We start from the raw sequence: 21,931 nt of genomic DNA on the forward strand, positions 1-21,931 counted from the left end.
GATGGCCACGCCCCCCGGGGCCGCGGAGCAGGAGGCGGTCGTCCCCGGCGGGGTGATCACCCGCCGGGCCGCCGCCACGCCCTTCGAGGTGCACCTCGAGAACTTCACCGGTCCCTTCGACCTCCTGCTCGGGCTGATCAGCAAGCACAAGCTCGACATCACCGAGATCGCGCTGGCCGCGGTCACCGACGAGTTCATCGCGTTCATCCGCGCGGCCCGCGACAGCGAGGGCGGGTGGGACCTCTCGCAGGCCACCGAGTTCCTCGTCGTCGCCGCGACCCTGCTCGACCTCAAGGCCGCGCGTCTGCTCCCGCAGTCCGGCCCGGAGGACGAGGAGGACCTCGCCCTCATCGAGGCCCGCGACCTGCTGTTCGCCCGGCTGCTCCAGTACCGCGCGTTCAAGGACATCGCGCACACCTTCGCGGAGCGGATGGCCACCGCCGGCCGCCGCCAGCCGCGCTCGGTGAGCCTCGAGCCGCACCTCGCGGCGCTGCTGCCCGAGCTCGTCATGACGGTCACGCCCGAGCAGCTGGCCATCGTCGCGGCCCGGGCCCTCACGCCCAAGGTCACCCCGACCGTCGGCCTCGGGCACCTGCACGCGCCGCAGGTGAGCGTCCGCGAGCAGGCCGGCGTCATCGGCGCCCGGCTGCGCCGCGAGCGGGTGGCCTCGTTCCGCAGCCTCGTCGCCGACGCCGACAGCACGCTCGTCGTCGTCGCCCGCTTCCTCGCCCTCCTCGAGCTGTTCCGCGAGGCGGCCATCGGCTTCGAGCAGGCCGAGGCCCTCGGCGAGCTCACCGTGCGCTGGACCGGGCCGGAGGAGGGTGACATCGAGGTCACCGACGAGTTCGACGAGCCACCGCCGACCGACGACGACACCGCCCCGACCGACCCCGCCGCCGCGACCGACCCCCAGGAGAGCACCGATGAGTGAGCCGGAGCCCGAGGCCCCTCGCGCACCCGAGGAGGCGGCGCCGGAGGAGCAGCTCGCGTTCGACGTCGCGGAGTTCCCCGGCGGCATCCACGGCGCCCTCGAGGCGGTGCTCATGGTCGTCGACGAGCCGGTCACCACCGCCGCCCTCGCCTCCGCGCTCGAGCAGCCCGTCGCCGACGTCGCCACCGCCCTCGCCGAGCTCGAGGACGGCTACGCCGAGCAGAACCGCGGCTTCACCCTCCGCGAGGTCGGCGGCGGCTGGCGGATGTACAGCCGCCACGAGTACGCCCCGGTCGTGGAGCGGTTCGTCCTCGACGGCCAGCAGGCGCGCCTGACCCAGGCCTCGCTCGAGACCCTCGCCGTCATCGCGTACCGCCAGCCGGTGTCGCGCTCGCGCGTCGCGGCCGTGCGCGGCGTCAACGTCGACGGCGTCGTGCGCACCCTCCTCACCCGCGGCCTCATCGAGGAGGTCGGCCACGACGAGGAGTCCACCGCCACCCTGTACGGCACGACGTCGTACTTCCTCGAGCGCCTCGGGCTGCAGTCCCTCGAGGACCTGCCCGCGCTCGCGCCCTACCTGCCCGAGGTCGACGTGCTCGACGAGATCGCCGAAGGAGGCCGGGGATGACCCCGCCGAAGAACCGTGGAGCCGGCCGCGCCGGAGACCGTCAGCAGCGCCCACGCGGCGGCAAGGGCGGCTCGGCCACGGGCGGGCCCGCCGCGGCCCGCGCCCGGGGCACCGGCACCACCCGGGCCAGCCAGCCCACCCAGACCAAGCGCGAGCCGCAGCGGCCCGTCGTCGACGTCCACGACCCCGACGGCGTGCGCCTCCAGAAGCTGCTCGCCGCGGCCGGGGTCGGCTCGCGCCGGGTGTGCGAGGACCTCATCAGCCAGGGCCGGGTCGAGGTCGACGGCCAGGTCGTCCGCGAGCTCGGCGTGCGCATCAAGGCCACGCAGACCGTGCACGTCGACGGCGAGCGCGTGCAGCTCGACGAGTCCCGCGTGTACCTCGCGTTCAACAAGCCGCTCAACGTCGTCACCTCGATGAGCGACGAGCTCGGCCGCGTCGACATCGGCGACTACTTCGGCGACCGCAAGGAGCGGCTCTTCCACGTCGGCCGGCTCGACGCCGACACCGAGGGCCTGCTGCTGCTCACCAACGACGGCGACCTCGCCCACCGGCTCCAGCACCCCCGCTACGGCGTCCTCAAGACCTACCTCGCGCAGATCCAAGGCCCGGTGCCGCGCGACCTCGGGAAGCGGCTGCGCGAGGGCGTCCAGCTCGAGGACGGGCCGGTCGCCGTCGACTCCTTCCGGGTCGTCGACTCCCAGCCCGGCAAGGCCATCGTCGAGGTCGTGCTCCACGAGGGACGCAAGCACATCGTGCGCCGGATGCTCGCCGAGGTCGGCCACCCCGTGCTCTCGCTCGTGCGCACGCAGGTCGGCCCGATCCGCCTCGCGGACACCAAGCCCGGCAAGTTCCGCTCGCTCTCCAGCGCGGAGGTCGCGGCGCTGTACAAGGCCGCAGGGCTCTGATGCGCGTCCACGTCGTCGGCACCGGGCTCATCGGCACCTCGCTCGGGCTGGCGCTGGCGCGCCACGGCGACGAGGTGACGCTGGAGGACGTCCTGCCCACGCACGCGGCGCTGGCCCGCGACCTCGGCGCCGGGCGGCTGCCGGCCGACGGCGAGGAGCTCGCCCCCGACCTCGTGGTCGTCGCCGCCCCGCCGGACGTCACGGCCGGCTGCGTCGCGGCGGCCCTCGAGCGCTGGCCGTCGGCTGCGGTCACCGACGTCGCCTCCGTCAAGGGCGTCGTCCTGTCGGCCCTCCGGGCCGCGGGCGCCGACCTCTCCCGGTACTGCGGCTCGCACCCGATGGCCGGCCGCGAGCGCTCGGGCGCCGTCGCCGGCCGCCACGACCTCTTCGACGGGCGGGCGTGGGTGCTTACGCCCAGCGACGAGACGCTGCCCGAGGTGGTCGCGCTGGTCACCGACGTCGCCCGGGCCGCGGGCTCGGTGGTGCGCACGCTGCCGGCCGGCGAGCACGACCGCGCGGTGGCCGCCGTCTCGCACCTGCCGCAGCTGGCCGCGAGCCTCGTCGCCGCCCGGCTGGAGGACCTCGACGAGGGCGCGGTCGCGCTCGCCGGGCAGGGGCTGCGCGACGTCACCCGCATCGCGGCCAGCGACCCGAACCTCTGGACACAGATCCTCGCGGGCAACGCCGGCGCGGTCCGTGAGGTCGTGGACGCCCTGGCCGCCGACCTGCAGGCCGTCTCCCGTGCCCTCGCCGCCCTCGAGGCCGGTGCCGATGCCCCGGGCGCGCGCGGAGCCATCGCCACGGCGATCGCCGCAGGGAACGCCGGCCACGCCCGCATCCCGGGCAAGCACGGCGCGGCCCCGACCGCGTACTCGACCGTGCGCGTCCTCATCCCCGACGAGCCGGGCAACCTCGGGCGGCTCTTCGCCCACGTCGCCGAGATCGGCACGAACATCGAGGAGTTCCACCTCGACCACGGGCTCGGGCAGCCGTTCGGCATCGCCGAGGTCGACGTCGTCCCCGCCGCCGCGTCCGGGCTCGCCGAGGGCCTGGCCTCCCGCGGCTGGCAGATCCACGGCTGAGCCCGTGCCGCCCGCCCCCGGACCGTCGCTGCCGTCGACGTCCGGGGCGCGCTGGTCGGTGGCGATGGTCGGCACCCGCGACGGCGCGGTGCTGGTCGAGCACGGCCCCGACCTCCTGCTGCCCTCGGCCAGCGTGGCCAAGGTCTTCCTGCTCGTCGAGGTCGCGGCGCGGCTCGTCGACGGCCGGCTCGACCCCGCGCTGCTGCTCGACCGCCGCGCCGTGGCCCCGGTGGCGGACTCCGGGCTGTGGCGCCACCTGGCCACCGATGCCCTCCCGGTCCTCGACCTCGCGGTCCTCGTCGGGTCGGTCAGCGACAACCTGGCGACCAACGTCCTCCTCGACGCGGTGGGTCTCGAGGCCGTCCGGGCCCGCGCCGCCACCCTCGCCCCCGGCGGCTCGACCCTCCACGACCGGGTGCGCGACGAGCGGGGCGCCGGCGACCCGGCGCTGCTCGGCGAGGCCTGCGCCCGTGACCTCGTCGACCTCTTCGCCGGGCTGGGGGCGGGCCGGGTCGTCGGCCCGCAGGTCTCGGCGCTCGTCCTGCACTGGGTCGCGGCGAACACCGACCACTCGCAGGTGAGCCGGGGCCTGCTGCTCGACCCGCTCGCCCACGACGTGCCCGACCACGGGGTGTCGGTGTGGAGCAAGACCGGCACCGACGCCGGGGTGCGGGCCGAGGCCGGGCTGGCGCGCGGGCCGCGCGGCTCGGTGGCCTTCGCGGCCCTGTGCGCGTGGGAGCCGGGCGTGGACGACGCCGCCCGCGGCGAGGTGCTCGGTGCCATGGCCGGGCTGGGGACGCTGCTCCGGGGCGCGGTGGGGACGCGTCCGGCGCGCCGATAGGCTCTCGCGCCATGACCGCACCGCTGACGATCGCCATCGACGGTCCCTCCGGTTCCGGGAAGAGCAGCGTCGCCAGGGCCGTCGCCCGCCGCCTCGGCATCGGCTACCTCGACACCGGGGCCATGTACCGGGCGCTGACCTGGTGGTGCCTGGAGCGCGGGCTCGACCTCACCGACACCTCCGCGGTGGCCGAGGCCGCCCGCACCCTGCCGCTCGAGGTCGGCACCGACCCCGACGCCCCCACGGTCACCGTCGACGGCACCGACGTCAGCGCCGCCATCCGCACCTCCGAGGTGAGCACCGCGGTGTCGGCGGTCGCGACCAACCGTGAGGTCCGGCCGGTGCTCCAGCAGCTCCAGCGCGACCTCATGGCGCGGATCGCCGAGGAGACCGGGGGAGTGGTCGCCGAGGGGCGCGACATCACCACGGTCGTCGCGCCCGACGCCACGGTGCGCCTGCTCGTCACCGCCTCCGAGGAGGCCCGGCTGCGCCGGCGCTCCACCGAGCTGCACGGGAGCGCCGACGCCGCGGCCGTCGAGGCCACCCGCGACCAGGTGGTCCGCCGGGACCGCGACGACTCCACGGTCTCGACCTTCACCGAGGCCGCCGAGGGCGTGCACCTCGTCGACACCTCCGACCTGGACCTCGAGGCGAGCATCGAGGCCGTCCTCGACGTCGTCGCGGGGGAGACGCAGGGCGAGGACTGACCCCCGGCTCCCGCCCCGGGCCGGCCGCGGTCACGGGCACCCCTCGCGGTGCGGGAGAATGGGGGGATGAGCACGGACGACCCCACCCAGACCGCGGACCCCGAAGCCGTCGAGCGGGCCCTGCGCGCCGGGCTCGAGGACTTCGAGCTCGACGACGAGGACCGCGCCCTCCTCGACGCCGAGGGCCTCCTCGACGACGACGGCGAGCCCTACGCGCCCGCACCGGTCGTGGCGATCATCGGCCGGCCGAACGTCGGCAAGTCCACGCTCGTCAACCGCATCCTCGGCCGCCGCGAGGCCGTCGTCGAGGACGTCCCCGGCGTCACCCGCGACCGCGTCGCCTACGACGGCGAGTGGACCGGTCGGCGCTTCACCCTCGTCGACACCGGCGGCTGGGAGATCGACGCCACGGGCATCCACCTGCGGGTGGCCGAGCAGGCCGAGATCGCCGTCGAGCTCGCCGACGCCGTGATGTTCGTCGTCGACGCCACGGTGGGGGCGACCGATGCCGACGAGGCGGTCGTCAAGATGCTGCGCCGCTCGGGCAAGCCCGTTGTCCTCGTGGCCAACAAGGTCGACGACCAGCGCACGGAGGCCGACGCCGCCGCGCTCTGGAACCTCGGGCTGGGCCAGCCGTGGCCGGTCTCGGCGCTGCACGGCCGGGGGAGCGGCGACGTCCTCGACGCCCTCCTCGAGGTGCTGCCCGAGAAGTCCGCCGTCGACGCCTACGCCCGGGGCGGGCCGCGGCGGGTCGCGCTGCTCGGCCGCCCGAACGTCGGCAAGTCCTCGATGCTCAACAAGCTCACCGGCACCGACCGCGTCGTCGTCGACGACGTCGCCGGCACGACGCGTGACCCGGTGGACGAGGTCGTCGAGCTCGCCGGGCGCACGTGGCGCTTCGTCGACACCGCGGGCATCCGCCGCCGAGTGCACCAGACGCGCGGCGCCGACTTCTACGCGTCGCTGCGCACCCAGACCGCGCTCGAGAAGGCGGAGGTCGCTGTCGTCCTCGTCGACGCCAGCGACCGCATCGCCGAGCAGGACGTCCGGGTCATCCAGCAGGTCATCGACACCGGCCGCTCGCTCGTCATCGCCTACAACAAGTGGGACCTCACCGACGAGGAGCGTCGCCACTTCCTCGAGCGCGAGATCGAGCGCGACCTCGTCCAGGTGCCGTGGGCGCCGCGGGTCAACGTGTCCGCGCGCACGGGCCGCCACCTCGAGAAGCTCGTGCCGGCCCTGGACCGCGCGCTGGAGTCGTGGGAGACCCGCATCTCCACCGGACGGCTCAACGCCTTCCTCGGTGAGATCGTCGCCGCGCACCCGCACCCGGTGCGGGGCGGCAAGCAGCCGCGCATCCTCTTCGCGACCCAGGCCGGCACGCGCCCGCCGCGGTTCGTCCTCTTCGCGTCGGGGTTCATCGAGGCCGGGTACCGCCGCTTCGTCGAGCGCCGGCTGCGCGAGGAGTTCGGCTTCGAGGGCACGCCGATCGAGATCTCGGTGCGCGTCCGCGAGAAGCGCCGCAACCGCCGCTGACGGGCCCCACCGCCCGCGGCCGGACCGATTGGGTCGGGCGGCGGGCGGTGGGATAAGGTTTCGACCGCTCCCGAGAGGGAGCAGCCACGGGCTGTGGCGCAGCTTGGTAGCGCACTTGACTGGGGGTCAAGGGGTCGCAGGTTCAAATCCTGTCAGCCCGACGCGAGCGAGGGCCGCTGCGAATCGACGGAGTCGATCGCAGCGGCCCTCGCCGCATGTCGGGGCTGACCGGATGCCGGCGGGTCCCACGCTCTGCGTGGGCGGCGGAGCGTGCGGCGAGGCACGAGCCGACCGCGACGGCAGCGTCCTGTCAGCCCGACTCGCTGGAGCCGACGCCCCGACACCCCGGCTCCAGCGACGAGGCGGAGGACCGACGGACGACACGATGTGGACCCTCGAGCCTCATCGCCGCACGGGTGAGGGGGTGGGCGGCCCAGCGTGTCGTCGGTCGGACCCGGCTAGCGTGCGGGGATGAGCACCGGTGAGCAGGACAGGGACTGGGACCGCCGCGCCGACCAGCTGGCGGCCGCGGCCCTCGCCGACGAGCAGCCGACGCGGTGGTTCGACGAGCTGTGGTCGGCCGCGGCGGCCGACGAGGTCGACACGCCGTGGGCCCGCACCGCGCCCTACCCTCCGGTGCTCGCGCACGTCGAGGCCGCCGGGCCGGGGGAGGGCCGCCACGCGGTCGTCGTCGGGGCCGGTCTCGGGGCGGATGCCGAGCTGCTCGCCGAGCGCGGCTGGCGCACCACGGCCTTCGACGTCTCACCGAGCGCCGTCGAGCTGGCCCGCGGCCGGCACCCGGGCACCGACGTCGACTACCGCGTCGCCGACCTGCTCGCCCTGCCGGACGACCTCGTGGCCGCCGCCGACCTCGTCGTCGAGGTGTTCACCGTGCAGGCCCTCCCGCCGGCCCTGCGCGCCGAGGCCGTGGCCGCCGTCCGCTCGCTCGTCGCTCCCGGCGGCACGCTGCTCGTCGTCCAGTTCGTGCGCGGCGCCGCCGCCGCCGACGACGGCCCGCCGTGGCTGCTGGACGAGGACGAGGTGCGCTCCTTCGCCGCGGACGACGTCGCCCTCGAGGACCTCGCCCGTCGGCCCCATCCGCTCAACCCGGCCGGGCCCGACCTCTGGGTCGCCACCCTGCGGCGCGGCGCCTAGAGGACCGAGGCCATCCGGCGCACGGCCTCCTCGATGATGGCCGGCGACGTCGCGAGGTTCAGCCGCACGAACCCCGCGCCCTGCTCGGGGTCGTACCAGGTCCCGGACCCCAGCGCCACGCGCCCCCGCTCGCGGAACACCGCCGCGACGTCGTCGCCGAGCCCGAGCGCGCGGCAGTCCAGCCACGCCAGGTAGGTCGCCTCCGGCGGGGTCCACCGCACGCCCGGTAGGTGCTCGGCGAGCAGCCGGCCCAGCAGCTCGCGGTTCGCGGTCAGCTCGCCGACCAGCGCCCGCTGCCACTCCCGCCCGTCCCGCAGTGCGGCGACGTGGGCGATCTCACCGAGGTGCGAGGAGCCGTGCGTGTGCATCGGGTGGAGCCGCCGCAGGTCCGCGAGCGCCTCGGCCCCCGCGACGACGGCCGCGGACTTCAGCCCGGCGAGGTTCCAGCCCTTCGACGGCGAGAACACCGCGAACCCGTCCTCGGCGCCCGGGACCGTCAGCCACGGCGTGAACGACGGCCCGCCCGCGTGCACGAGCGGGGCGTGGATCTCGTCGGACACCACCCGCACCCCGTACCGACGGGCCAGCGCGGCCAGGCCCGCGAGCTCGTCGGGGGAGTGCACCGTGCCCGTGGGGTTCTGCGGGTTGCAGAGGAGGTAGGCCACCCGCTCCCCACCGGCCGTCGCTGCGACGAACGCGCGCTCCACCGCCTCGAGGTCGAGCCGCCCCTCGGGCATCAGCCGGGCGTCGACCCGCCGCCGCCCGATGGCCTCGACGAAGCCGAAGAACGAGTCGTAGACCGGCGGCGACACGACCACCGGTCCGCCCTCGTCGGTGAGCAGCCGGAGCACCTCGCTCGCGCCGATCATCACGTCGGCGACGACGACCATCGCCGACGGGTCGGCCGACCACCCCCACGTGTCCCCGAGGTACCGGGCCACCTCCTCCGCGTACCGCGGGCCCCAGCCGTAGCCGGTGTCGCCGCGCCCGACGGCCGCGGTCACCGCGTCGACCACGGCCGGGCAGGGGGAGGCGTCCATCTCGGCGACCCAGAGCGGCAGCACGTCCGGCGGGTAGGCCACCCACTTGACGCTCGTCCGGTCACGCCGCAGGTCGGACTCGCTCGCGCCGAGGATGGGGGTGCTCACCCGGCCACCCTATGACCGCCTACAGTGGCGCCCATGTCGGTCGAGGGGTCGAAGGCACCCGTGAGCACGCGCGTCCTCACCGTCCCCAACGTCCTCAGCGCCCTACGCCTCGTCGGCGTCCCGGTCTTCCTCTGGGCCATCGTCACCGAGCACGACGTCCTCGCGCTCGTGCTGCTCATGGCCTCGGGCCTCACCGACTACCTCGACGGCAAGATCGCCCGGATGTACGGCCTCGAGTCGCGCCTCGGCCAGCTCCTCGACCCCGTCGCCGACCGCCTGTACATCGCCTCGACGCTCCTCGGGCTGGCCTGGCGCGACATCCTGCCCTGGTGGGTCGTCGTCGTGCTGTTCGCGCGCGAAGCGTTCATGGGGGTCGTCGTGCTCATCGCCAAGCGGCACGGCTGGCTCGGGCTGCCGGTGCACTTCGCCGGCAAGGCCGCCACCTTCAACCTGCTCTACGCCTTCCCGCTGCTGCTCCTCGCCGACGGCGACTCCACGTTCGCGCGCGTCGCCGAGCCCGTCGGCTGGGGCTTCGCGTGGTGGGGCATCGTCCTGTACTGGTTCTCCGGCCTGCTCTACGCGGTCCAGCTGCGCCGGCTGCTGGCGCACGAGCGGGCGGTCGCGGCGTGAGCACCGGCGCCCCGCGCCGCCCGGACGCGTCGATGACGCTCATCCGGACGATGATGGAGCGCCCCCTCGACCCCGGTTACCAGGCCGCCGCGGACCGCCGCGAGGCCGCCGGGCAGCCGCGCTCGACCTCGCTGCGGGCCCCCCGCCTGCTCGTCGCCGCGCTGGCCATGGGGCTGGTCGTCGGCGTCGCCGCGGCCAACCTGCGAGCCGACGACACGCCGCGCAGCGCCGCCCGCGCCGACCTCGTCGGCCAGATCGAGACCCGCCGCGCCGAGGTCGAGCGGCTCTCGACCGAGGCGCAGCGCCTCCAGGGCGAGGTGGGCGCCCTCGAGGCCTCCCAGCTCGGCGCGTCCGGGGGGAACCTCGCCCGCAGCCGCGAGCTCTCCCGCGCGGTCGGTGGTGTGGCCCTCACGGGGCCGGGGCTCGTCCTCACCCTCGACGACGCCGCGGACGCCGACGCCGAGGACCCCTCGGGCGACGGCGCCGACCAGAAGCGGATCCTCGCCCGCGACCTCCAGTACGTCACCAACGCGCTGTGGCGGGCGGGGGCCGAGGCGGTGAGCATCAACGGCAACCGGCTGACGTCGGTCTCCGCGATCCGCTTCGCCGGGTCCGCGCTCGTCGTCGACTTCCGCCCGCTCACCCGCCCCTACGTCGTCACCGCGATCGGGAACCCGAAGGAGATGCCGGGAGCGTTCGCCGACGGCGAGGGCGGCAGCTACCTCTCGGTGCTGCACGACAACTTCGGCATCCGCACCGACACCGACGTGCGCAGCGGGCTCACCGTCCCGGCCGCGACGGGCCTGGTCACGCGGTTCGCGACGACGATGGATACTGGGGCGTCCCCGACGAGCGGGACGCCCAGCGACCCGGAGGACTCCTCGTCGTGATCCCTGCCATCGGACTGGCCATCGGCGTCGTCGTCGGGCTGCTGCTGCAGCCCACGGTGCCGGTGTGGCTCCAGCCGTACCTGCCGATCGCGGTCATCGCCGCCCTCGACGCGGTCTTCGGTGCCGTGCGGGCCATCCTCGACGGCATCTTCAGCGACAAGGTCTTCGTCGTCTCGTTCCTCTCCAACGTCGTCGTCGCCGCGTTCATCGTCTTCCTCGGCGACAAGCTCGGGGTCGGCAGCCAGCTCTCCACCGGGGTCGTCGTCGTCCTCGGGGTGCGGATCTTCTCCAACGTGGCCTCGATCCGGCGCCACCTCTTCGACGCATGAGCGGCACGGACCGCACCCCGAGGCCCCCGGACGACGCGCGCCACGCGTGGTCGCGGCTGCGGCGCGCCGGCACCCCGCGCCCGAGCCGCTCCAACGTCCTGGTGATGCTCCTGGCCGCCTCGCTCGGCTTCGCGATCATCGCCCAGGTCCGCCAGACCTCGATCCAGGGCCTGGAGAACCTGCGCGAGGACGAGCTGGTGCGCATCTTCGCCGACGTCGACCAGGACGGCGACCGGCTCTCCAGCGAGGTCCGCGACCTCCAGTCCTCCCTCGAGCTGCTGAAGAGCCGCGGCACGAGCGAGGAGGAGGCCCAGCGGGCGGCGCGCGAGCGCGTCGACGCCCTCGGCATCCTCGCCGGCACGGCCCCGGCCACCGGCCCCGGCATCGTCCTGCGCATCGACGACCCCGAGGGCAAGATCACCCAGACGATCCTCCTCGACGCCATCCAGGAGCTGCGCGCCGCCGGCGCCGAGGCCCTCCAGGTCGGTGACGTGCGGGTGGTGGCCTCGACGTGGTTCGCCGACGCCGATGGCGGGATCTCGGTCTCCGGCGCGCTCGTCCGCCCGCCGTACGTCGTGCGCGCCATCGGCGACGCCAACTCCCTCGCCGGTGCCATGCAGATCCCCGGCGGGGTCACCGCCACCGTCAAGCGCGCCGGCGGGACCGCCTCGGTCGACATCCGTGACGAGGTCGAGGTCGACGCGTTGCTGAGCGTCACCACGCCTCAGTACGCTCGCCCGGTACCGACGACCACACCCTGACGCGTCCGCGCGCCCGAGACAGGAGAACCATGAGCGACCTCGAGTACCCCGCAGGCCTGCGCTACACCGCCGAGCACGAGTGGGTCCGCGAGGAGGGCGAGACGGTGCGCATCGGCATCACCGCCTTCGCCCAGGAGGCCCTCGGCGACGTCGTCTACGTCAGCCTGCCCACCGTCGGTGACACCGTGGCGGCCGGCGACACCTGCGGCGAGGTCGAGTCCACGAAGTCGGTCAGCGACCTGTACGCCCCGATCGCCGGCGAGGTCACCGCGGTCAACCCGGCCCTGGACGCCACGCCCGAGCTGGTCAACACCGACCCCTACGGCGAGGGCTGGATGTACGAGCTGCGCCCGGCCGACGCCGCAGACGTCGCCGCGCTGCTCGACGTCGACGGGTACACCGCGCAGCTGTCCTGAGCCGCGGCCGCGGTCGAGCCGACGAGGGGGACATCCGCCTCGCCGTGATCTAGGGTGGCAGTTCCGCGAGGGAGTGCCGAGGGAAGGGTGGACTGGTCGACATGAGTGCTGACGAGCGCGGCGACGAGCAGGGGCAGGCCGCGCCCGAGCCCACGACGATGCGCCTCCAGGCGGTCGAGGGCGCCGGGCGGGTCGAGCCGCAGGGAGAGGCCGAGCACGTCCTCACGAAGGCCGACCTCGCCACCGTCGAGGCGCTGCGCACCGGCACGGCGCTGCTCGTGGTGCTGCGGGGCCCGAACACCGGCGCCCGCTTCCTCCTCGACGACGACGAGGTGATGTCGGGGCGCCACCCCGACAGCGACATCTTCCTCGACGACGTCACGGTCTCGCGCAAGCACGCCGTCTTCCGGCGCTCCGCGACCGGCTTCTCGGTCCACGACGTCGGCTCGCTCAACGGTACCTACGTCAACCGCGACCTCGTCGACGAGGCCGAGCTGAGCACCGGCGACGAGGTCCAGATCGGCAAGTTCCGCCTCGTCTTCTACGCGGCCGCGCGCGACTGACCGCGGGTCCGTGCGCCCCCTGACGATCGGGGCCGTCGTCGCGGCCCTCGCCGAGGAGCACCCGGACGTCACGATCTCCAAGATCCGCTTCCTCGAGGCCGAGGGGCTGGTCACCCCGGAGCGCTCCGCGGCGGGCTACCGGCGCTACACCGAGGCCGACGTCGAGCGGCTCCGCTACGTCCTGCGCGCCCAGCGTGAGCTCTTCTGGCCGCTGAAGGTGATCCGCGAGGCCCTCGAGGCCATCGACCGCGGCCTGGTGCCCACGGGTCCCGACGCGCGCCCGGTCGTCCCCGACCCCGGCCCGGACCCCGACGTCCCCGATGCCGGGCCGCTCCTCGACGGTCGGCCCGTGCGCCTCACCGCCGTCGAGGTGGGCGTCGCGAGCGGCCTGGACCCCGCGGCGGTGGCGGCGCTGGTCGACCACGGGCTGCTGCGGCCGGGGGCCGACGGCTTCCACGGTCCCGAGGACCTGCGGGCGGCGCGGGCCGCCGCCGGGCTGGCCCGCTACGGCGTCGAGGCGCGCCACCTGCGGGCCTTCCGGGCCGCCGCCGACCGCGAGGTCGGGCTCGTCGAGCAGGTCACCGGCACCCTGCGCGGCGCCGCCGCGGACCGGGCCGTCGACGAGGTCGGTCGGCACGTCCTGGCCCTGCACGCGGCCCTCGTCCGGGGTGGTCTCGAGCGTCGCGGCTGACCACCTCCCGGCCCGTGCCGGAGCCGGGGTACGGTGACGGTGTGAAGGTGATGGACGTGCTCGGGGTGCGGGTCGAGATGCCCAACAACCAGCCGATCGTCCTCCTGCGGGAGCGCGACGGCGACCGCTACCTGCCCATCTGGATCGGGGCCGCGGAGGCCACGGCCATCGCCTACGCGCAGCAGGGGGTCGTGCCGCCGCGGCCGCTCACCCACGACCTGCTGCGTACCGTCATCGAGGACCTCGGGCACACCCTGACCCGGGTCCGCATCGTCGCCCTGCGCGACGGCGCCTTCCACGCCGTCCTCGCCCTCGACGGCGGGGCCGCCGGCGGCGGCACCGACGTCGACTCGCGCTCCTCGGACGCCATCGCCCTGGCCCTGCGGGCCGGCGCCGAGATCGTCGCCGAGGACGCCCTGCTCGACGAGGCCGGCGTCGAGATGGCCGAGACCGAGGACGACGAGGTCGAGAAGTTCAAGGAGTTCCTCGACCACGTCTCGGCCGACGACTTCGACACCGAGGCCGACTCCTAGGACCGGGCCGGACACCTGCCCGACACGCCGCCGCGACACGCCGGTGAGCGGGGTGGGTGCGCGGTCGTTGCTTTCGGTCACATCCGCCCCTACCGTCACACCAGTCACAGAAGTGACGCGGAGAGTGACGCCCATGTCATTCACCGGCGTACAGTCGCCCTGACAGGTGACGGCATCAGGAGGTAGGCGTGGGCTCCACCGGAGAGGCGCGCACGACGGGGTCCGTCCCCGTCCCCGCCCAGGGCGTGCTGTTCGCCGACGACCTGCCCGAGCTCGACGACGAGGTCGGCTACCGCGGCCCCACGGCGTGCAAGGCGGCCGGCATCACCTACCGCCAGCTCGACTACTGGGCCCGCACCGGGCTCGTCGAGCCCTCGGTCCGCGCGGCCGGTGGCTCCGGCACGCAGCGGCTGTACGGCTTCCGCGACATCCTGGTCCTCAAGGTCGTCAAGCGCCTCCTCGACACCGGGGTCTCGCTCCAGCAGATCCGCGGCGCGATCACCGTGCTGCGGGCCCGCGGGGTCGAGGACCTCGCCGGCATCACGCTGATGAGCGACGGCGCGTCCGTCTACGAGTGCACCTCCGCCGACGAGGTCATCGACCTCCTCCAGGGCGGCCAGGGCGTCTTCGGCATCGCCGTCGGCAAGGTCTGGCGCGAGGTCGAGGGCGAGCTCGCCTCCCTGCCGAGCGAGCGCTCCGAGCACGAGGGCGGCGCCGAGGCCCTCACGGCGGCCGGCGACGAGCTGTCGCTGCGCCGCGCGGCCCGTCTGGCCTGAGCCGCGCCACCCCACCCGGGCCCACGCCCGATGGTAGGTTGGGGCCTGCCGCTCACACCGTGCGGGAGAGTCCACGGCCACCCGGCCGCGGCGCCGAAGGGGCAACACTCCCCGGAACCTCTCAGGCCCAAGGACCGCACGGGACAGGCACCTCTGGAGGCCCACCGGCCGACAGAGGGGGAGGACGACACCGTCTGTTCCCCTCCGGAGGTCCCGTGAGCACGCCCACCCTTCCCGAGTTCGCCGGCCGGCACATCGGCCCCCGCGAGGACGACCTCGCCGGGATGCTCAAGGTCGTCGGCCGCACGTCGCTCGAGGACCTCGTCGACACCGCGGTGCCCGGCGGCATCCGCTTCGAGGGCGACCTCGACGTGCAGCCCGCCGAGTCCGAGGCCGCCGTCGTCGCCGAGCTGCGCGAGGTCGCCGCCCGCAACCGGGTGCTCACCTCGATGATCGGGCTCGGGTACTACGGCACCCGCACGCCGGCGGTCATCCAGCGCAACGTCCTCGAGAACCCCGCCTGGTACACCGCGTACACGCCGTACCAGCCGGAGATCTCCCAGGGCCGCCTCGAGGCCCTGCTCAACTTCCAGACCGTCGTCGGCGACCTCACCGGGCTCGCCACGGCCGGCGCCTCCCTCCTCGACGAGGCCACCGCGGCCGCCGAGGCGATGACACTGATGCGCCGCAGCTCCAAGGCCGCCGCGGATGCCGTGCTCCTCGTCGACGAGGGTGTCTTCCCGCAGACCCTCGCGGTCGTGCGGACCCGGGCCGTGCCGCTCGACCTGCCGGTGGTCGTCGCCGACCTCTCCGGGGTCGACTCGGTCGACGCGCTGCGCGCCGCGGCCGGTGGGGCCGACGTCTTCGGCGTCCTCGTCCAGTACCCGGCCCGTGACGGCCGCCTCCACGACCACCGGGCCCTGGCCGAGGCCGCGCACGAGGCCGGTGCGCTGGTCACCGCCGCCGCCGACCTCCTCGCCCTCACCCTCGCCACCCCGCCGGGGGAGTGGGGCGCCGACGTCGCCGTCGGCACCACCCAGCGCTTCGGCGTGCCGATGGGCTTCGGCGGCCCGCACGCCGGCTACATGTCGGTTCGCGCCGGGCTCGAGCGCACGCTGCCCGGGCGGCTCGTCGGGGTGTCCGTCGACGCCGACGGCGCGCCCGCCTACCGCCTCGCGCTGCAGACCCGCGAGCAGCACATCCGCCGCGAGAAGGCGACCTCCAACATCTGCACCGCGCAGGTCCTGCTGGCCGTGATGGCGAGCATGTACGCGGTCTACCACGGGCCGGACGGGTTGCGCGGCATCGCTCTTCGCGTGCACGGGCACGCCCGGGCCCTCGCCGACGCGCTGCGCGCAGGTGGGGTCGAGGTCGCCGACGGCGCGTTCTTCGACACCCTCGCCCTGCGTGTACCGGGCGAGGCCGACGGCGTCGTCGCCGCCGCGCTGGCCGAGGGCGTCAACCTCTGGCGCCAGGACGACGACACGGTCCTGCTGAGCGTCGACGAGACGACCGACGCGACGGTCCTCGGGAAGGTCTGCCGGGCGCTGCGCGTCGCCGAGCCCGAGCGGGTCGAGGTCGCCGCGCCGGAGTGGCCCGAGGCGCTCACCCGCAGCTCCGAGTACCTCACCCACCCGGTCTTCTCGGCGCACCGCTCGGAGACCGCGATGCTGCGCTACCTGCGCCGCCTCGCCGACCGCGACTTCGCGCTCGACCGGGGGATGATCCCGCTCGGCTCCTGCACGATGAAGCTCAACGCCACGACCGAGATGGTCGCCGTCACCTGGCCCGAGTTCGCGAACCTGCACCCGTTCGCCCCGCTCGAGCAGACCCGCGGCATCCGCGGCCTCGTCGACGAACTGTCGCAGTGGCTCTGCGAGATCACCGGCTACGACGCCGTCTCGCTCCAGCCCAACGCCGGCAGCCAGGGCGAGCTGGCCGGGCTGCTCGCCATCGCGGCCTACCACCGCGCGAACGGCGACACCGATCGCCGGGTCTGCCTCATCCCGTCCAGCGCCCACGGCACGAACGCCGCGAGCGCGGTGATGGCCGGGATGCGCGTGGTCGTCGTCAAGACCGACGCCGTGACCGGCAACGTCGACATGGACGACCTCACCGCCAAGGTCGAGCAGCACCGTGACACCCTCGCGGCGATCATGGTCACCTACCCCTCGACGCACGGCGTCTTCGAGGACACCATCACCGACCTCTGCGCGATGGTCCACGACGCAGGCGGGCAGGTGTACGTCGACGGCGCCAACCTCAACGCCCTCGTCGGCGTGGCCCGCCCCGGGAAGTTCGGCGCCGACGTCTCGCACCTCAACCTGCACAAGACCTTCTGCATCCCGCACGGCGGCGGTGGGCCCGGTGTGGGTCCGGTCGGCGTCCGCGAGCACCTCGCGCCGTTCCTGCCGAACCACCCGCTCGACGCCGAGGCCGGCCCGGAGGGTGGGGTCGGCCCGGTGTCGGCCGCGCCCTACGGCTCGGCGAGCATCCTGCCCATCTCGTGGGCCTACGTCCGGCTCATGGGCGGGGCCGGGCTCCGGCGCGCTACGGAGGTCGCGGTGCTCAACGCGAACTACGTGGCGACCCGGCTGCGCGAGCACTACCCGGTGCTCTACTCCGGCCACGACGGGCTCGTCGCGCACGAGTGCATCCTCGACCTGCGCGGCATCACCAAGGAGACCGGCGTGACCGTCGACGACGTCGCCAAGCGGCTCGTCGACCACGGCTTCCACGCCCCGACGATGTCCTTCCCGGTCGCGGGCACGCTGATGGTCGAGCCGACCGAGAGCGAGGACCTCGGTGAGCTGGACCGGTTCTGCGACGCGATGATCGCCATCCGCGCCGAGATCGACGAGGTCGGCTCGGGTGCGGTGGCCGCGGCCGACAGCGTGCTTCGGCACGCGCCGCACACCGCCGCCGCGCTGGTGGGGGAGTGGGACCACCCGTACGACCGCCGGACCGCCGCCTACCCCGAGGGAGTGGACGCCACGGCCAAGTACTGGCCGCCGGTGCGCCGCATCGACGGCGCGTACGGCGACCGCCACCTGGTGTGCTCGTGCCCCTCGCCGGAGGCGTTCGAGGACTGAGCCGGGAGGCCCTCCCGCAGAACCCGGCCCGGTGCCCGTCGCCTGCTCAGGCGGCGGGCACCGCCGTGTCGGTGCGCACCGTGACGCCGCTGCCGGCGGCGCCCTTGGTCACGACGACCTGGTGGGGGATGCGGGCCCGGAGGTCCGCGACGTGGCTCACCACACCGACCGCACGCCCGCCCTCGCGCAGGCCGTCGAGGACGGTGAGGACCTGCTCGAGGCTGTCGTCGTCGAGGCTGCCGAAGCCCTCGTCGATGAAGAGGGTGCCGAGGTCGAGCCCGCCGGCCTCCTCGCGGACGGCGTCGGCGAGGCCGAGGGCCAGGGCGAGGGAGGCCATGAAGGACTCGCCGCCGGAGAGCGAGGCGGTGTCGCGGGCCCGGCCGGTCCACTGGTCGAGGACCCGCAGGCCGAGGCCGGACCGCGCGTTCCGGGCCGCCCGGTCGTCGGTGTGCTCGAGCAGGTAGCGCCCGCCGCCCATGACCGCGAGCCGCTCGTTGGCCAGCGTCGCGACCTTCTCGAGGCGGGCGGCGAGGACGAACGAGCTGAGCCGCATCCGGAGCGTGTTGTCGGCGCCGGTGCCCCCGACGGTGTCGGCGAGCTCACGGACCCGCTCGTGCCGGTGGGCCCGCTCCGCCACGGCCGCGCAGGCCTCCTCGAGGGCGGGGCGCACGCGCTCGAGGGTGCGCGAGGCGCGGCCGAGGGCGTCGTGCTCGGACCCCGCGGCCAGGACGGCGCGGCGGGCGCGGCCGAAGGCCTCCTCGAGGGCGTCGAGGGCGGGCGGCTCGGCCGCGAGGGCGGCGACCACCTCGGGCTCGGCGAGGGCCGCGGCGGCCGCCACCCGGTCGCGCTCGTGGCCCAGGACGGCATCGCGCAGGCGGTCCGCCTCGGGCACCGGCAGGACGGCGGCCCGCGCCTCGTCGGCCGTGTCGAAGCCGGCCTCGGCGAGCGCGGCGTCGAGGTCGGCGGTGGCCTCCGCGAGCCGCTCGAGGGCGGCCTCCCGGGTGGATCGCGCGGCGGCCAGGCGGGCGAGTGCATCGCGGACCTCGGTGTGCCGCAGCGGGTCCGCGCCACCTCCGCACGGGCACCCGGTGTGCTCCGCGAGGTCCGCGGCCAGTCGGGTCGCCACCGTCTCGGCCTCCGTGGCCACCTCGGCGAGCCGCTCGTCGAGGGAGGCCAGCGTGGCCCCGAGGGTCTCGTGCTCGGTGCCGAGGCGCTCGGCCGCCTCTCGGGCGCGCCGGAGCCCGGCAGCGGCCTCGCCGAGCGCCCGCCCGGCCTCGCGGGCCTCGCGGTGCGCGGCGCGGGCGGCCGCGAGCGCGGTCTCGACCTCGGCCCGGGAGGAGCCCCCGAGGAGGTCCTCGCGGGTGCGGACCGCGGCGGTGAGCTCGGCGACCTCGGCCTCGACGGCGCCGACGGCGGTGCGGGCCAGGGCGACGACGCCCTCGGCGTGGGTGAGCTGCTGCGGGGTGACCGGGTCGACGGCCACGGCCGGCGCCGGGTGCTCGGCCGATCCGCACACCGGGCACGGGCTGCCGTCGGCGAGCGACCCGGCCAGCTCGGCGGCCATCTCGTCGAGGCGGCGCTGCTGGAGCGCGATGAGGTCGGCGAGGCGGGCCGAGAGGGTCTCGCGGGCGGCGAGCACCTCGGGGTCGAGCACCGTGAGCCGGGTGCGGTCGCGCTCGAGGGCGTCGAGGACGGCCAGCCGCTTCTCGGCCTCGACGACGGCGGCCGCGAGGTCGTCGGCGCGGGCGCCACCGGCCGACAGCCGCTCGACGTCACGCGAGGCCGCCTCGAGGGCCGCGCGCACCCCGGGCAGCTCGGCGGCCACCTCCTCGCGCCGCGTCGCGAGGCCGGCGCGCTGCGCCTCCCCCCGCTCGAGTCCGGCCGCGAGGTCACGCGCGGTCGCGGTGTCGCGGTGCAGGGCGGCGGCGACGTCGTCGAGAGCGGCGGTGCGAGAGGCCAGCTCGGCGACGGGTGCAGCGTCGAGGTCGACCCCGAGCGCCGCCACGACGTCGTGGAGCCGGTCGCCGTCGCGGGTCAGGGCGTCGGCCTCTGTGCGCAGGCGGGTGAGCGCCCCGAGGTGCCCGCGCACCCCGGCGGCACGGTCGGCCGCCTCCAGCGTGGCGACGCGGGCACCGTGCTCACCGGCCTCGGCGTCCAGCCGGGCGAGGCGGGCCTGCGCCTCCGCTCCCCGGCGGCGCCGCTCGAGGAGGGCTCGGGCCTCGGTGAGGGCCCGGGTGGCGTGGCCCTCCGCGGTCTCGGCGGCGTCGAGGGTCGCGAGGGAGGTGGTGACCCGTCCGGCCAGTGACGTGGCGACCTCGGCGAGCCGTGCGGGCAGGTCGGCGAGCGAGGTCTCGGCGAGGGTCGGGCCGCTCTCCTCGGCCGGGCCGCCGTCGCCGGCGGGCGCCACCGCTCCGAGGACGTCGTCGAGCCGGACGAGGTCGGCCTCGAGCCCGGCCCGGGCGGCATCGAGCCCGGCGGCGCCGTCACGCCGCGCGTCGGCGAGCCACTGCTCGACGTCGGCGTAGACGCCGATGTCGAAGAGCCGCTCGAGGATCTCGCGGCGGTCCTCGGGCGTGGCGCGCAGGAAGGCCGCGAAGTCGCCCTGGGGGAGCATCACGACCGAGGCGAACTGCTTCAGGCCCATCCCGAGGACGTCGAGGACGACGTCGGCGACCTCGTCGTGGCGCGTGCTCACCGGGTCCCAGGCGCCGTCCCGGAGCTCCTCGAGGACGACCGAGGGCTGCACGCGCGTCGTGCCCGTGCCGCGCTTCTTCGGCCGGAACCACTCGGGGGAGCGGGTGATCCGCAGCCGTCGCCCGCCGACGGTGGCCTCGAGGACGACCTGGGGCACGGCGTCGGGGGCGGCGTGGTCGCTGCGCAGGGCCTGCTTGCGGCGCGCCCCGGGCACGTCGGCGTAGAGCGCGAAGCAGACGGCGTCGAGGAGGCTGGTCTTGCCGGACCCGGTGGGGCCGTGGACGAGGAAGAGGCCGCCGGCGGAGACGTCGTCGACGTCGACGACGACCCGCTCGGCGAACGGCCCGAAGGCCTGCACCTCGAGCCGGTGGATCCTCATGCGGCACCCACCCGGCCAGGGCGGGCCACGCCCTCGTCGTCGGCGAGCCCGCGCTCCACGCGCGAGGCCTCGACGGCCTCCTCGAGCAGCGCCCGCTCGTCGGTGTCGGCGCCCTGCCCGGCGCGAACGTGGTCGAGGAAGTCGCAGCAGACGTCGACGGGCGACTCGGCGCGCACCCGCGCGGAGTACGGCCGCAGCTCGCGGACCGGGCCCTCGGGCTCGAACCGCAGCTCGAGGGTGTGCGGGAAGCGGCGGCGCAGGCGCTCCATCGCCCCGAGCGGGCGCGAGGGGTCGGTGAGGGTGACCTGGCACCAGGCGTCCTCGGCCGCCGCGTGGCGCGGGTCGGCCAGCAGGTCCTCGAGGTGGCCCCGCAGGACCGCCAGCGGCCGCTGCACCGGGGCGTCGACCTCCTCGACGACGACGTCGGCGCCGCCGAGGTCGACGAGCAGCCCGCCCTTGCGGTGACTCCACTCGCTGAACGACATCGCGACGGGGGAGCCGCTGTAGCGCACCGACTCCGAGACCCGCTGCCGGCCGTGCAGGTGCCCGAGGGCGGTGTAGTCGACGCCGTCGAACACCTCGACCGGGACGGCGGAGACCCCGCCGACCGAGATGTCGCGCTCGGAGTCGCTGGCGAGGCCCCCGGAGACGAACGCGTGCGCCATGACGACCGTGCGACCGCCCCGACCCGCGGCGTCGGCCCGTACCCGGTCCATCGCCGCCCGCAGCACGGCGGCGTGCGTGCGCTCGGTGGCCCCGAGGGCGTCGGCGACGAGGGCGGGCTCGAGGTAGGGGAGGGGGTGCACCGCGACGTCGCCGAGCAGCACCGGCCGCCCGACGTCGGCGACGGAGGTGCGCAGGTGCACCCCCGAGCGCTCGAGCAGGCCGGAGGCGAACCCCAGTCGGGTCGCGGAGTCGTGGTTGCCGCTGGAGACGACGACCTGCGCGCCGGCGTCGACGACCCGCTCGAGGGTCTGCGAGAGCAGGGCGACGGTGTCGGGGGCGGGCATCGCCCGGTCGTAGACGTCGCCGCTGACGAGCACGGCGTCGACCTGCTCGGCGCGGACGACCTCGACGAGGTGGTCGAGGTGGGCGGCCTGGGCACCGAGCAGCCCGACACCGTGGAACGAACGTCCCAGGTGCCAGTCGGAGGTGTGCAGCAACCGCATGGGGACCACGCTAGGAGAGCGGTCCGACAGAGTCCGGGACCGAAACGCGTCTCCGCTACCGCGCCGACCCCG

The 21,931-nt window shown here is 75.3% G+C and carries 21 protein-coding genes, 1 tRNA gene and 1 riboswitch; of the genes, 19 read left to right on the forward strand and 3 right to left on the reverse strand.

Annotated elements, in window-relative coordinates:
• The first annotated feature begins 1 nt into the window (after position 1).
• The 9 genes from ACQZ2A_RS00075 (at position 2) to ACQZ2A_RS00115 (ending at position 7,788) form a co-directional block, all read left to right on the forward strand.
• The gene (locus ACQZ2A_RS00075; RefSeq protein ID WP_430206447.1) at positions 2–931 is read left to right on the forward strand and encodes a segregation and condensation protein A; all 930 of its coding nucleotides are present in this window, start codon (positions 2–4) and stop codon (positions 929–931) included.
• Positions 924–1,559: an SMC-Scp complex subunit ScpB gene (gene scpB, locus ACQZ2A_RS00080; RefSeq protein WP_430206448.1), complete on the forward strand. Its 636-nt coding sequence runs from the start codon at positions 924–926 to the stop codon at positions 1,557–1,559. The genes ACQZ2A_RS00075 and scpB overlap by 8 nt, the downstream gene beginning before the upstream one ends.
• Positions 1,556–2,467, forward strand: coding sequence for a pseudouridine synthase (locus ACQZ2A_RS00085; protein ID WP_430206449.1), 912 nt, complete (start codon positions 1,556–1,558; stop codon positions 2,465–2,467). The genes scpB and ACQZ2A_RS00085 overlap by 4 nt, the downstream gene beginning before the upstream one ends.
• Complete coding sequence (locus tag ACQZ2A_RS00090) at positions 2,467–3,549, forward strand: prephenate dehydrogenase (RefSeq protein WP_430206450.1); 1,083 nt, start codon at positions 2,467–2,469, stop codon at positions 3,547–3,549. The genes ACQZ2A_RS00085 and ACQZ2A_RS00090 overlap by 1 nt, the downstream gene beginning before the upstream one ends.
• A 4-nt stretch (positions 3,550–3,553) precedes the next feature.
• A complete protein-coding gene (locus ACQZ2A_RS00095; protein ID WP_430206451.1) occupies positions 3,554–4,390 on the forward strand; it encodes a serine hydrolase in 837 nt (278 codons plus the stop codon).
• Between the two features lie 11 nt (positions 4,391–4,401).
• Entirely contained in the window at positions 4,402–5,097 is a 696-nt protein-coding gene (gene cmk / locus ACQZ2A_RS00100; protein ID WP_430206452.1) for a (d)CMP kinase, read from the forward strand.
• 66 nt (positions 5,098–5,163) lie between these two features.
• Positions 5,164–6,633 carry a ribosome biogenesis GTPase Der gene (gene der / locus ACQZ2A_RS00105; RefSeq protein ID WP_430206453.1) on the forward strand — a complete coding sequence of 490 codons (1,470 nt, stop codon included), beginning with the start codon at positions 5,164–5,166 and terminating at the stop codon, positions 6,631–6,633.
• Positions 6,634–6,720: 87 nt separating this feature from the next.
• A tRNA-Pro gene (locus ACQZ2A_RS00110) sits at positions 6,721–6,794 on the forward strand.
• Between the two features lie 310 nt (positions 6,795–7,104).
• Complete coding sequence (locus ACQZ2A_RS00115) at positions 7,105–7,788, forward strand: class I SAM-dependent methyltransferase (RefSeq protein WP_430206454.1); 684 nt, start codon at positions 7,105–7,107, stop codon at positions 7,786–7,788.
• On the opposite strand, the gene ACQZ2A_RS00120 is transcribed toward ACQZ2A_RS00115, so the two are convergent.
• Positions 7,785–8,936 carry a MalY/PatB family protein gene (locus ACQZ2A_RS00120; protein ID WP_430206455.1) on the reverse strand — a complete coding sequence of 384 codons (1,152 nt, stop codon included), beginning with the start codon at positions 8,934–8,936 and terminating at the stop codon, positions 7,785–7,787. The genes ACQZ2A_RS00115 and ACQZ2A_RS00120 overlap by 4 nt on opposite strands.
• Before the next feature lie 33 nt (positions 8,937–8,969).
• Between ACQZ2A_RS00120 and ACQZ2A_RS00125 the strand changes: the two genes are divergently transcribed.
• The 10 genes from ACQZ2A_RS00125 to gcvP all read left to right on the forward strand — a co-directional run bounded on the left by ACQZ2A_RS00125 (position 8,970) and on the right by gcvP (position 17,617).
• A complete protein-coding gene (locus tag ACQZ2A_RS00125) occupies positions 8,970–9,566 on the forward strand; it encodes a CDP-alcohol phosphatidyltransferase family protein (RefSeq protein ID WP_430206456.1) in 597 nt (198 codons plus the stop codon).
• Positions 9,563–10,456: a DUF881 domain-containing protein gene (locus ACQZ2A_RS00130; protein ID WP_430206457.1), complete on the forward strand. Its 894-nt coding sequence runs from the start codon at positions 9,563–9,565 to the stop codon at positions 10,454–10,456. The genes ACQZ2A_RS00125 and ACQZ2A_RS00130 overlap by 4 nt, the downstream gene beginning before the upstream one ends.
• Positions 10,453–10,785 (forward strand): small basic family protein, encoded by a 333-nt coding sequence (locus ACQZ2A_RS00135; protein WP_430206458.1) that lies wholly within the window; start codon positions 10,453–10,455, stop codon positions 10,783–10,785. Before ACQZ2A_RS00130 ends, ACQZ2A_RS00135 begins: the two co-directional genes overlap by 4 nt.
• Positions 10,782–11,546: a DUF881 domain-containing protein gene (locus ACQZ2A_RS00140; RefSeq protein WP_430206459.1), complete on the forward strand. Its 765-nt coding sequence runs from the start codon at positions 10,782–10,784 to the stop codon at positions 11,544–11,546. The genes ACQZ2A_RS00135 and ACQZ2A_RS00140 overlap by 4 nt, the downstream gene beginning before the upstream one ends.
• A gap of 29 nt (positions 11,547–11,575) precedes the next feature.
• Positions 11,576–11,962, forward strand: a complete 387-nt coding sequence (gene gcvH, locus ACQZ2A_RS00145; protein WP_430206460.1) for a glycine cleavage system protein GcvH — start codon at positions 11,576–11,578, stop codon at positions 11,960–11,962.
• A 101-nt stretch (positions 11,963–12,063) separates the two neighbouring features.
• Positions 12,064–12,525 carry an FHA domain-containing protein gene (locus tag ACQZ2A_RS00150; RefSeq protein ID WP_430206461.1) on the forward strand — a complete coding sequence of 154 codons (462 nt, stop codon included), beginning with the start codon at positions 12,064–12,066 and terminating at the stop codon, positions 12,523–12,525.
• A 10-nt stretch (positions 12,526–12,535) separates the two neighbouring features.
• Positions 12,536–13,216 carry a MerR family transcriptional regulator gene (locus ACQZ2A_RS00155; RefSeq protein WP_430206462.1) on the forward strand — a complete coding sequence of 227 codons (681 nt, stop codon included), beginning with the start codon at positions 12,536–12,538 and terminating at the stop codon, positions 13,214–13,216.
• 41 nt (positions 13,217–13,257) lie between these two features.
• A complete protein-coding gene (locus ACQZ2A_RS00160; protein ID WP_430206463.1) occupies positions 13,258–13,749 on the forward strand; it encodes a bifunctional nuclease family protein in 492 nt (163 codons plus the stop codon).
• Positions 13,750–13,937: 188 nt separating this feature from the next.
• A complete protein-coding gene (locus tag ACQZ2A_RS00165; RefSeq protein ID WP_430206464.1) occupies positions 13,938–14,525 on the forward strand; it encodes a MerR family transcriptional regulator in 588 nt (195 codons plus the stop codon).
• Between the two features lie 52 nt (positions 14,526–14,577).
• Positions 14,578–14,672: riboswitch (glycine riboswitch) on the forward strand.
• A 68-nt stretch (positions 14,673–14,740) separates the two neighbouring features.
• A complete protein-coding gene (gene gcvP / locus ACQZ2A_RS00170) occupies positions 14,741–17,617 on the forward strand; it encodes an aminomethyl-transferring glycine dehydrogenase (RefSeq protein WP_430206465.1) in 2,877 nt (958 codons plus the stop codon).
• A 46-nt stretch (positions 17,618–17,663) separates the two neighbouring features.
• Here gcvP and ACQZ2A_RS00175 read toward each other — a convergent pair whose 3' ends face one another.
• Together ACQZ2A_RS00175 and ACQZ2A_RS00180 are read right to left on the reverse strand one after the other, a co-directional pair.
• Positions 17,664–20,690 (reverse strand): AAA family ATPase, encoded by a 3,027-nt coding sequence (locus ACQZ2A_RS00175; protein WP_430206466.1) that lies wholly within the window; start codon positions 20,688–20,690, stop codon positions 17,664–17,666.
• Positions 20,687–21,859 carry an exonuclease SbcCD subunit D gene (locus ACQZ2A_RS00180; RefSeq protein WP_430206467.1) on the reverse strand — a complete coding sequence of 391 codons (1,173 nt, stop codon included), beginning with the start codon at positions 21,857–21,859 and terminating at the stop codon, positions 20,687–20,689. The genes ACQZ2A_RS00175 and ACQZ2A_RS00180 overlap by 4 nt, the downstream gene beginning before the upstream one ends.
• Between the last annotated feature and the right edge of the window lie 72 nt (positions 21,860–21,931).

Origin of the sequence: Phycicoccus avicenniae (assembly GCF_050496545.1) — a bacterium.
Lineage (GTDB): Bacteria > Actinomycetota > Actinomycetes > Actinomycetales > Dermatophilaceae > Phycicoccus > Phycicoccus avicenniae_A.

Coding starts and splice junctions, on each gene's coding strand:
- ACQZ2A_RS00075 (WP_430206447.1), top strand. CDS start 2: ATGGCCACGCCCCCCGGGGCCGCGGAGCAGGAGGCGGTCGTCCCCGGC.
- scpB (WP_430206448.1), top strand. CDS start 924: ATGAGTGAGCCGGAGCCCGAGGCCCCTCGCGCACCCGAGGAGGCGGCG.
- ACQZ2A_RS00085 (WP_430206449.1), top strand. CDS start 1,556: ATGACCCCGCCGAAGAACCGTGGAGCCGGCCGCGCCGGAGACCGTCAG.
- ACQZ2A_RS00090 (WP_430206450.1), top strand. CDS start 2,467: ATGCGCGTCCACGTCGTCGGCACCGGGCTCATCGGCACCTCGCTCGGG.
- cmk (WP_430206452.1), top strand. CDS start 4,402: ATGACCGCACCGCTGACGATCGCCATCGACGGTCCCTCCGGTTCCGGG.
- der (WP_430206453.1), top strand. CDS start 5,164: ATGAGCACGGACGACCCCACCCAGACCGCGGACCCCGAAGCCGTCGAG.
- ACQZ2A_RS00115 (WP_430206454.1), top strand. CDS start 7,105: ATGAGCACCGGTGAGCAGGACAGGGACTGGGACCGCCGCGCCGACCAG.
- ACQZ2A_RS00125 (WP_430206456.1), top strand. CDS start 8,970: ATGTCGGTCGAGGGGTCGAAGGCACCCGTGAGCACGCGCGTCCTCACC.
- ACQZ2A_RS00140 (WP_430206459.1), top strand. CDS start 10,782: ATGAGCGGCACGGACCGCACCCCGAGGCCCCCGGACGACGCGCGCCAC.
- gcvH (WP_430206460.1), top strand. CDS start 11,576: ATGAGCGACCTCGAGTACCCCGCAGGCCTGCGCTACACCGCCGAGCAC.
- ACQZ2A_RS00150 (WP_430206461.1), top strand. CDS start 12,064: ATGAGTGCTGACGAGCGCGGCGACGAGCAGGGGCAGGCCGCGCCCGAG.
- ACQZ2A_RS00175 (WP_430206466.1), bottom strand. CDS start 20,690: ATGAGGATCCACCGGCTCGAGGTGCAGGCCTTCGGGCCGTTCGCCGAG.
- ACQZ2A_RS00180 (WP_430206467.1), bottom strand. CDS start 21,859: ATGCGGTTGCTGCACACCTCCGACTGGCACCTGGGACGTTCGTTCCAC.